Here is a 10,036-nt window from a genome sequence, read left to right as displayed (position 1 = left end):
GATAATCGGATGATATTTTTCCGCGAGGATTCTTGATGAAGATGATCTCTTTTATGCCAGAGGCTTTTATTTCTTCAATTATATACTGAATAATCGGTTTGTCAACTAACGGCCACAATTCTTTCGGTAAAATTTTGCTGAAAGGAAGAAATCTTGTCCCCATCCCGGCCATAGGTATTATCGCTTTTTTTACTTTTCCCCGGACATTTTTCATCATCTATCTGGCGAAAACATCAGCCTCTTTAATGCTTTTTTTATTTTCCATTATCCATGAATATAATTTGCGGACGCCATCTTCAGGGGAGACTGTTGGTTTCCAGCCGGTGTCTTTTTTAATTTTAGATATATCGGAAATGTAAACCTTTTGGTCTCCCGGCCTCCACTTGTCAAAGCCATACCTGATTTTTTTAAGAGAAATTTTTTCCACTATTTCAAAAAGTTCCCAAATGGAAAGGGTAAAATCAGGACCGCCTCCGATGTTATATATCTGCCCTTTGGTTTTTTCAATATTTTCAAAGACGACGTCATAGCCCTTAAGAACATCTTCAACGAAAAGGACGTCTCTTACTTGTTTTCCGTTTCCGAAAATAGTCATCGGCCTGTTAAAAACAAGGCTATTGCATATCCAAGCCAGCCACCCCTGGTCAACTATTCCGAATTGGTGCGGGCCGTATATTCCGGATTGCCTAAGAACAACAGTTTTTAACCCGAATATTCTTGCGTAATCTCTAAAATATTGATCTCCGGCTCCTTTTGAACAGCCGTAGGGACCATGAAAATCCAGAGGAAAGGTTTCGGAAATTCCCTTTATGTCTTTATATGAGTATCTCTTTTCTCCTTCAACCACTTCTACGCCGGCTGTTTCGCCAAAAACCTTATTCGTTGAAGAGTAAATCGCGCTTGCCTGCGGGGTAAATTTTCTTATGGCTTCAAGGACATTGAATGTTCCCAAAGCATTGACTTCAAAATCATAGCGCGGGTCTTCCACTGAAGTGGTCATGGCAACTTGGGCGGCCAGATGCAGAACGAGACCCGGCCTGTATTTTTTAAAAGTTTTTTCCAGAGTTTTTTCATTTCTCAAATCTCCTTTCACGAAAACGAGGTTCTTTTTGGCTTCCTTTAATTTTTTCAGCCAGCTTAAATTTTGAACAACTCCTTTTCTTGAAAGATTGTCGTAGACGATGACTTTCAGCCCTTTTTCAAGATAATAAGCTGTTGCGTTTGTCCCTATAAATCCGGCTCCGCCGGTTATCAGAATTTTTTTATTCATATTTTTTGTCCGTCATTTATGCCAGTTAAGAATTGCTTCTTTCCAGCGCTCAAATGTTCCCACGTCTTGCCATCTCCCTCTTGTTTTGTAGCCAAAAAGTTTTTTTTCTTTGGCTAATTTAGGGAAGAGGTCTGTTTCCATCATGGCGAAGTTTTTTTTCAAGGGGTAGTATTCCCTTATTTCCGGATTGAGAATGTAAAGGCCGGAATTAATGTAGGGAGAGGGCGGGTCTTTTGGCTTTTCAATAAATTCTTCTATTCTGTTCTTATTCAATTTGGCCACTCCGTAGGAGCAGGGATTCTTTACCTTGACCAGAGCTATGGTCGCTACTGCTTTCATTTTTTTGTGCCAGTCAATCATTTTTTTGAGGTTCATTTCCTTAAGCTCGTCTCCGTTGGAAACAATGATCGGCTCGCAGAACCATTCCGGAGATATTTTTTTGGCGATAGGGGTGAATGTTCCGGATGGCTCTTCTTCTATGACCAGCTCTATTTTCTCTCTCGGGAAATAAGTCGCTTTCCATTTGTAAAAATCTTCCAAATGGTTTTTTTGGACATTTATTTTGATGTCGTCTATGCCGTTTTTTAAGTAAAGGTTAATCAGGCGGGTGATTACCGGAACTTTGCCCACCGGCAATAACGGCTTGGGTATTTCATAAGTTATCGGTCTAAGCCTTGTTCCGTTTCCGGCTGCTAAAATAAAACCCTTCATATGTTTTTTAGATATTTGTTAATATTAGCATATCTTTCAGAAACCCAAAAGTCAGTCAGTTATTTTGGGATAGTCTTTTTTTGAATTCTTCAATAAGGTCAATTGTAGTCGGGTCAACTTCATATAATTCCGCCAGATGGTAGGATGTCCAAAATCCCAGAACTATCGTGGAAAATATTTCCTCCAATAAAGTTTTTCCCTGCGTATTGATGAATTCAAATTCCACATCCTGCTTCTCTATCAGTTCTTTGGTGATATTCATTTGTTTGAGGAGGAGGGGATTTTCTTGAAGGTCTCTTAGAACAAAAACAATAACCTTTCCTTTTTCTATTTGTTTTTCATTTATTTTCCAGAAACCGACAATTTCGTTATGATTTAGTTCAGGAAAATAGTTTGTGAAAGCCATTATCTTGGCTGTTTCATTGAGACTTTTCTTCCAAATGGAGCCGACTGTTTTATATTTTTCAGTTGTGTATATCATTGGAATTTTTCCGAGCATTTTTTCAGCCAAAATTTTTCCTTGATTTTCAAATTCTTCAGGCTTTATTTCTTTCTCAAGATTCAGGATATTTTCAATAATTTCCGGGCTCAAAAGATTATAATTCACCATAATTTGGGCTAAAGCTGAAAACATTTGAGCCACAGCCGAGCGGGGAGGAATTTTTTCTCCTGATAATTTGACTAAGGGGACATTATTTTTTCTTGAAAGCTCTTCCAGTTTTCCTCCGGAGGAAATGCAGATTATTGGCAAGTTTCTTTTTAGCGCTTCCGAGAAGGAAGACAATGTTTCTTCCGTATTTCCGGAATAAGAAATGCAGATTATCAGGCTTTTTTCTCCGGCTTGAACAGGCAAGCCGTAGCTTTTGTGGCTGAAAACATCCAATGGCTTCAGGCCGCGTAAAATTTCTCCGGGCATGCCCGAGCCTCCCATTCCGCAGACAATAATATTTCCAGGGTTCTTTGAGGGATTTCCTTTTTTCGGGAAAATTCCCTTGGCCGATTCAATTCCCGACCTGAATTGCTTGGGCATCTTTAATATAATTTCGTACATATTGTGTTTATCAAATTTTGACTTCATATTTTTATATATTAGAGGGTTTAAAAATTCTCTTTGTTTTTATGTACCAATTGCTTATGCCGGAAAATCTTTCAGAGGGGAGAGTGATCATTCCCGTTTTAATTCCCTTTACTTCCTTAGATATTATATACAGATAATCGGGGTTATAGAGAAATATTGCCGGAGCGTCTTCCATTAATAAGTTTTGAAACATTTCCGTTTTCTCTTTTCTTGTATTCTCATCCAATGTCTGCCGGATTTCTTCCATAAGTTTGTCGCTGGCTTTGTTTTCGTAATTAGCCAGATTTAGGCCGGGGTCTTTTTTTTGTGAAGAGTGCCAAAAGGGGAAGAGATCGGGAGATGAGCCAAGAACTTCGCCGAAGAGCAGGCTGGAGAAATTCCTCGGCTTGATGGCATTTTTTTCTAAAGTTGAAACATCAAATTTTTCTATTTCTACTTTTACCCCTATATCCTGCCATTGTTTTTTTATCAATTCAGCTGTTTTCAGGGAAGCCGGCTGGTCAACTATCGTTAAGGAAAATTCCAGAGAAATTTTTTCTTCAGGCGCGCCGAAGCAAATTTCATTCAATTTTTTCCTCGTGGAGCTTAATACCGTTCCTGTGCCGTTTTTTAATCCGGCCGGATCAAGGATTTCTGTTCTATATTTCTCCTGGAATTTCATCACCGCTTCTTTGGTTGATTGGCCGAAATATCCGGTAACCGAGCCTGACGGATAAATGGCGGTGTCTTTAGCAAGGCATTGCTGAAGCTCTTTTACATCAGAGCTGTTGTCTCCGGGCTTGATGTCCTTTTTAAATTGGGAAGCAGGAGTTTTTTTAATAACCCTTTCCATTATACCTGATTCATTTCTCGTCAATCCGGCTTTGGCCAGAAGTTCTTCTGCCTTAGCCTTGTCAAATTGGTAGCTTTCCTTCGGTTCGTTAAATTTATAAATATCGGGGAGGACAGGAGAAAGAACTATTTTTCCCCTTCCGTTCAATACTTTTTCTAAGATTTCTTTTTTATCCGTTCCATAATTGAGAGCTTGTCTGACTTCTTTTTCTTCTAAGACTTTGGAAATTTTGGGATTCAGGAAAATAGCGAAATATCTCGGGAGAGAAAAAGACAAAATTTCAATTGACTGATTCTTGGCAAGGTTTTCCGAGAATAGGGGAGAGTCCGGGGGCAAGGAAAATCCCTGTATCTGCTTGTTTTCAAAAGCCAAAACCATGGCTTCTTCGCTATCAAAGAAGAAGAAGGATATTTCAGGTATGCTCGGTTTTTGTCCATAATACTGGGTATTTTCAATCAGATTCAAAGAAGTTATTTTACCTTCAGCGGTTTTAAAAGACTTTTTCAATTTATAAGGGCCTGTTCCTGTCGGCTGGAGATTCAGATCAGCCAAGGAGAAATTTTTAGGCATTATTTTTTCCCAGATATGCTTAGGCATTATTTTCAGAACGCAATTTTCAAGAAAAACAGAGGAAGGATTTTTCAATGTGAATCGGACTTTATAATCAGATACTCTTTCTATTTCCACTCCCAGCCAGTTCGGCCTTAACGGGCTTTTGACTTCAGAATCTTGAATTGTTTTTAGGGTGAAGATAACGTCATCTATGTTTAAGGGCTGTCCGTCGTGCCAAAGAACATTTTCTTTTATGGTGAAGTCCCAAACTTTTCCATCTTCAAAGACTTCATATTTTTCAGCAAGGTCGGGTACAATCTTTCCTTCGGAATCATATTTCATCAAACCGGAAAAAATCAGTTCTGTTAAGTCTTGGTCAGCGCTGTTGGAGGGGGAGAAAATAGGATTAATCCACCTCGGGAATCCGACAACTCCTTCGGCGTAAGCCCCTCCTTTAGCCGGGACAATTTTCGTGTACTGGAAGTAAAGGCTCGTTGCCAGAAGGAAAAGGCCTCCCAGAAACATAAAAACAAAAACAAGGAAAGCAGAGGCTTCCTTTAAGGACAATACTTTAAAAAGTTGCCCCAGCTGTTTTTTAGAGGGAAACTTATATTTAATAAACATTTCAAGATTTTAGTAGACTACTTCCAAAATGGCTAAGACCAGAAAAGCGGTTCCCAGAAGGACCGTCAGCCAAAGAAGTTTTTTTTGAATTCCTCTTCTGGTGGAGTAAAATTCTCCGCCTCCGCCGAAAGAAGAACCTAAAGCAGTCCCTCTTTGCTGGAGAAGAATAACGATGATCAGAAGCGCAGATGTTACTATTTGAGCGATCAGTAAAGATTTCATAATTTTATTTATCGTAAGCTCTGGCGATTAAGCTTAAGAGCCATATAATAGTTGTTGTCCAAAATAAAGGAATTAAGCCTTGAATGACGAACTCGGCAAAAGTTAAATCAACTATCCAGATTAAGGCCATATTTATTACCAAAGAAAATAATCCGAGAGTCAGTATCCTTAATGGGATAAATATTATTTGAAGTATGGGTTTGATGAAGAAATTTATCAATCCCAATATCGTTCCGACAACCAGAAACATCTGCCACATTTCCGTAATACTTATCCCGAAAATATTGCTTTGTCCGGGAATTATATCCAAGCTCACCCCGGGAACGAAACGGGAAGCAAGAAAAATTCCTAATGTTCCGACGATAATTTGCAGAATTAAGCTGAATAACATAATTCCAGTATACAGCATCCCTCCCCAAGTATCAAGAGTAATTGACAAGGAGGGGGATTTTTGCTATCATTAAAAACATAAAAACATAAAAATATAAAAATAAAAAAAATATGAAAATAAAACCTTTATACGACCATATTCTTATTGAACCGGTGGAAAAAGAGGAGAAAACAAAATCAGGAATTTTGCTTCCGGAAACAGTTGAAAAAGAAAGACCCGAACAGGGCAAAGTTGTGGCTGTTGGAGCCGGAAAAAGGAATTCAACAGGCAAACTTATTCCTTTGGAGGTTAAAGTGGGAGATGTTGTTTTATTCACCAAATACGGACCGAACGAGATAAAGGTCGATGGCAAGGAATATTTAATTGCCAAAGAAGAAGATATTCTTGCCATTCTTAAGTAAACTTAAGAATGGAAATTCCAAATACCAAATTACAAATTACAAAAATATGAGTTCTAAACAAATTTTATTTGACGAAGACGCAAGAAGAAAAATGAAAATCGGCGTTGATAAGCTTGCCAACGCTGTAAAAGTTACCCTTGGTTCAAAAGGCAGGAATGTTGTTTTGGACAGGGGATTTGGTTCTCCAACCATCACTAATGACGGGGTAACTATTGCTAAAGAAATTGAGCTTGAAGACAGGGTTGAAAATTTGGGAGCGGAGATCGTTAAGGAAGTGGCGGAAAAAGCCAATAGTATGGCCGGCGACGGAACAACCACAGCTGTTCTTTTGGCTCAAGCTATGATTTCCGAGGGATTAAGAAATGTTACCGCCGGTTCCAATCCTCTTTCTCTAAAAAGAGGAATTCAAAAGGGAGTTGAAGCGGTTGTCAGTAATTTAAAGCAAATTGCCAAACCGGTTTCCGGGACAAAAGAACTGGCCCAGGTAGCTTCAATTTCAGCCGAGGATACGGAAATGGGGAACTTAATCGCTGAAGTGATGGGAGAGGTTGGAAAAGACGGCGTCATCACCATTGAAGAATCAAAAACTTTTGGTTTAAGTAAGGAAACAGTTGAAGGCCTTCAATTTGATAATGGCTATATCTCTCCTTACATGATTACTGATGTTGAAAAAATGGAGGCGATTTATGATGATGTTAAAATTTTAATTACCGATAAAAAGGTTTCTTCTTTGCAGGAAATATTGCCTATTTTGGAAAAGGTAGCTAAAACAGGCTCAAAAGAATTGGTTATTATCGCTGAAGATGTTGAGGGCGAGGCTTTGGCCACTTTGGTAGTTAACAAAATAAGAGGAATATTTAACACCTTGGCTATAAAAGCGCCCGGTTTCGGCGACCGTAAGAAAGATATGCTTCAAGACATAGCTATTGTTACCGGCGGACAGGTTATTTCCGAAGAAGCGGGACTAAAATTGGAAACAATTGAATTGAATCAGCTCGGTTCAGCCAGAAGAGTAGTCTCCTCAAAGGAAAACACGACTATTGTTGAAGGTAAAGGAAAAAAAGATGTCATAAGCGCCAGAGTCAGTCAGCTCAAAAAGCAAATGCTTAAAACTGATTCTGATTTTGATAAGGAAAAAATGCAGGAACGGTTGGCAAAACTTTCCGGAGGGGTGGCGGTTATTAAAGTGGGGGCCGCGACAGAAGTTGAGCAGAGAGCCAGACAGCACAAGTTGGAAGATGCTTTATCTGCCACCAAAGCGGCGGCTGAAGAGGGGATTGTTCCCGGAGGAGGGACAGCTCTTTTGAGATGTATTTCCGCTTTGGATAAAGTGGACGTTAAGGGAGATGAGAAAATCGGCTTAAAGATTCTCAAAAGAACACTTGAGGAGCCTATCAGGCAGATGGCTCAAAACGCCGGAATAGACGGTTCTGTCGTGGCAGAAGAAGTTAAAAAGAGAATAGTGGCCGGAGAAGTAAATTTCGGCTTTAATACGGAAAAAATGGTTTACGAAGATTTGATGAAATCAGGTATCGTCGACCCTGTTAAAGTCGTCAGATCTTCCTTAGAGAATGCCACTTCAGCCGCAGCTATGCTTTTGACAACAGAATGCGTAGTGGCGGAAAAGCCGGAGGAAAAGAAAAACGAGGGGATGCCCGGTGGTATGGGCGGTATGGGAAGTATGGGAATGTAGGTCGAAATTAAAAAATTTCAGCCAGAGGCTGATAGTCCTTTGGACTAAATATAAAAATATGATCAGTTTATTTGTTGCGTCAATTCTTCTTTTAGTGGTTCTCGTCGTTTTAGTAGTTTCAATTTACAATGGTTTAGTTACGTTGAGAAATAGAACTCAAGAAGCCTGGGCAGATATAGACGTCCAATTAAAAAGGAGATACGATTTAATTCCTAATTTGATTGAGACGGTAAAGGGTTATGCCGCCCATGAAAAAGGAGTTTTTGAGAAGGTAACCGAAGCGAGGGCAAATGCTATGCAAGCAGGCGACCCGAAGGCAAAAGCGGAAGCGGAAAATATGCTCACAGGGGCATTGAAATCTCTCTTCGCCGTGTCAGAAAATTACCCTGACTTGAAAGCGTCTACAAACTTTTTGGAGCTTCAAAGAGATCTTCGCGACACCGAAGACAAGATTCAGGCCGCCAGAAGATTTTACAACGGCAACGTTAGGGATCTCAATACTAAAATTGAGACATTTCTTTCCAATGTGATAGCTTCTTCATTTAATTTCAAACAGATGGAATTCTTTGAATTGAACGAGACAGAACAAAGAGAAGCGCCCAGCGTTAAATTCTAAATTTCATTTTTAAATTTTTAATGGCAACTTTATACACGCAAGCCGATAGTAATATTCGGAAAACATGGTTGTTGGTGACCGGATTTTTGGTTTTCATAATTGCTATCGGCTGGCTTTTTAGTTATACGCAGAATAGTCCCTCCCTTCTTGTTGTGGCCGTTATTTTCAGTTTAGCAACAAGTTTTTTCAGTTATTGGTTTTCAGACAAGCTCGTTCTTTCAATGCTTAACGCTAAATTAATTGAAGAAAGGGACGATAAGGAACTCTATAGATTAGTTGAAAATCTTTGCATTACAGCCGGCTTGCCTCTTCCCAAAATTTATATAATTGAAGAAGCCCAGCCGAACGCTTTTGCCACCGGACGTGACAGCAATCATGCGGTTGTGGTTGTGACAAGAGGGTTATTGGAGAAATTGGAAAGAGCGGAACTGGAAGGAGTTATCGCCCACGAACTTTCTCATATTGGGAATAAAGATATGCTTCTTCAGACAGTTATTGTTGTTTTAGTCGGCATAGTCGCCTTGCTTTCAGATTGGTTTTTGAGAATATCTTTCCATGGCGGAGGGAGGAAAAAAGAGGGGGTAGCTATTTTGGTTTTAGGAATTGTGGCTGCTATTCTTGCTCCTTTGGCCGCTAGTTTAATTAAGCTGGCGATATCAAGAAAGAGGGAATTTTTGGCAGACGTCAGCGGCGCTTTGCTTACTCGCTATCCGGAAGGTTTGGCTCGGGCATTGGAAAAAATTTCTGAAGACCCTAATCCGATGAAAGCAGCTAATGATTCCACGGCTCATCTTTTCATCGCTTCTCCATTTAAAGGAGAACAGAAAACAAGCTGGTCTGCCAAATTATTTATGACTCATCCGCCGATAGAGGAGCGGATAGCAGCCTTACGCGGATTGAAAATTTAAAATTAAATCTTGGAGGGGTGCTCCGAATGGCAAGGAACACGCTTGGAAAGCGTGCGCTCGCAAGGGCTTGCAGGTTCGATTCCTGTCCCCTCCGCCTTCGCTTCGCCGAAGCCCCGCTTATAGCGGGACGAAAGCGGGCTTCGCTTCGCCATGGTATTTTTCCGCAATTTTGAAGGCATTTTTGGACGTTTTAATTTTTGCTAAAAAGGATTATTTTTGATACTCTGAGGTAAGGAGATAAGCAAATTTGGCTTTTCATACAATCGCCAAAATTGAAGCTGGCAAACAAGATAATCGAACAAACAATTGAAATTATAGCGAAAATCGCCAAAGCGCCGGGCGTTAAGGTGGACGATTTAATAAAATAGAAAGCAATATGAATATCGATATTAAAAAAATTAAAACCTTTAATGACGAAACTGAAATAATCAACAAAATTATTGTTGGCGATTGTTTGGGAGTGATGAAAAAAATCAAGGATAATACTTTTGATATGATTTTCGCCGACCCGCCATACAATATGCAATTACAAAATGAATTATACCGACCGAATAATACAAAAGTTGATGCCGTTGATGATGAGTGGGACCAATTTAATGGTTTCGGGCATTATGACGAATTTTCAAAAGCATGGCTTCAAGAAGCAAAGAGGGTTTTGAAAAAAAACGGAACAATTTGGGTTATTGGTTCTTATCACAATATTTTTCGTGTTGGAAATATCATGCAAGATATGGGCTA

12 protein-coding genes and 1 tRNA gene are annotated in these 10,036 nt (G+C 39.6%); 6 read left to right on the top strand and 7 right to left on the bottom strand.

From position 1 onward, the window contains the following. From COS96_02220 to COS96_02190, 7 genes are all read right to left on the bottom strand, one after another. A partial coding sequence (locus COS96_02220; protein ID PIU43853.1) for a UTP--glucose-1-phosphate uridylyltransferase occupies window positions 1-214 on the bottom strand: 214 nt, incomplete at its 3' end. A 3-nt stretch (window positions 215-217) separates the two neighbouring features. Further along, on the bottom strand, window positions 218-1,270 hold the full coding sequence (locus tag COS96_02215) for a CDP-paratose 2-epimerase (protein PIU43852.1): 1,053 nt from the start codon (window positions 1,268-1,270) through the stop codon (window positions 218-220). 12 nt (window positions 1,271-1,282) lie between these two features. Further along, window positions 1,283-1,981: a hypothetical protein gene (locus COS96_02210; protein ID PIU43851.1), complete on the bottom strand. Its 699-nt coding sequence runs from the start codon at window positions 1,979-1,981 to the stop codon at window positions 1,283-1,285. 55 nt (window positions 1,982-2,036) lie between these two features. After that, on the bottom strand, window positions 2,037-3,059 hold the full coding sequence (locus COS96_02205) for a bifunctional phosphoglucose/phosphomannose isomerase (protein PIU43850.1): 1,023 nt from the start codon (window positions 3,057-3,059) through the stop codon (window positions 2,037-2,039). Between the two features lie 4 nt (window positions 3,060-3,063). Next, window positions 3,064-5,067, bottom strand: a complete 2,004-nt coding sequence (locus COS96_02200; protein ID PIU43849.1) for a hypothetical protein — start codon at window positions 5,065-5,067, stop codon at window positions 3,064-3,066. Between the two features lie 9 nt (window positions 5,068-5,076). Further along, the gene (secG, locus tag COS96_02195; GenBank protein PIU43848.1) at window positions 5,077-5,289 is read right to left on the bottom strand and encodes a preprotein translocase subunit SecG; all 213 of its coding nucleotides are present in this window, start codon (window positions 5,287-5,289) and stop codon (window positions 5,077-5,079) included. A 4-nt stretch (window positions 5,290-5,293) separates the two neighbouring features. After that, window positions 5,294-5,680 (bottom strand): hypothetical protein, encoded by a 387-nt coding sequence (locus COS96_02190; GenBank protein ID PIU43854.1) that lies wholly within the window; start codon window positions 5,678-5,680, stop codon window positions 5,294-5,296. Between the two features lie 110 nt (window positions 5,681-5,790). Here COS96_02190 and COS96_02185 point away from each other — a divergent pair, with 110 nt between their 5' ends. The 6 genes from COS96_02185 to COS96_02160 form a co-directional block, all read left to right on the top strand. Then, window positions 5,791-6,081 carry a co-chaperone GroES gene (locus tag COS96_02185; protein ID PIU43847.1) on the top strand — a complete coding sequence of 97 codons (291 nt, stop codon included), beginning with the start codon at window positions 5,791-5,793 and terminating at the stop codon, window positions 6,079-6,081. Between the two features lie 46 nt (window positions 6,082-6,127). After that, a complete protein-coding gene (gene groL, locus COS96_02180; GenBank protein ID PIU43846.1) occupies window positions 6,128-7,774 on the top strand; it encodes a chaperonin GroEL in 1,647 nt (548 codons plus the stop codon). A gap of 58 nt (window positions 7,775-7,832) precedes the next feature. After that, window positions 7,833-8,390 carry a hypothetical protein gene (locus tag COS96_02175; protein ID PIU43845.1) on the top strand — a complete coding sequence of 186 codons (558 nt, stop codon included), beginning with the start codon at window positions 7,833-7,835 and terminating at the stop codon, window positions 8,388-8,390. Between the two features lie 20 nt (window positions 8,391-8,410). Next, window positions 8,411-9,298, top strand: a complete 888-nt coding sequence (locus tag COS96_02170; protein PIU43844.1) for a zinc metalloprotease HtpX — start codon at window positions 8,411-8,413, stop codon at window positions 9,296-9,298. 11 nt (window positions 9,299-9,309) lie between these two features. Continuing rightward, window positions 9,310-9,395: transfer RNA gene (locus COS96_02165), tRNA-Ser, on the top strand. A 279-nt stretch (window positions 9,396-9,674) separates the two neighbouring features. Further along, the coding region (locus tag COS96_02160) for a modification methylase (protein ID PIU43843.1) at window positions 9,675-10,036 on the top strand (362 nt) is incomplete at its 3' end.

The organism is Candidatus Nealsonbacteria bacterium CG07_land_8_20_14_0_80_39_13 (genome assembly GCA_002779355.1).
GTDB lineage: Bacteria > Patescibacteriota > Minisyncoccia > Minisyncoccales.
Note: the sequence above shows the minus strand (reverse complement) of the source record. Positions and strands in the feature narration are given on the sequence as shown.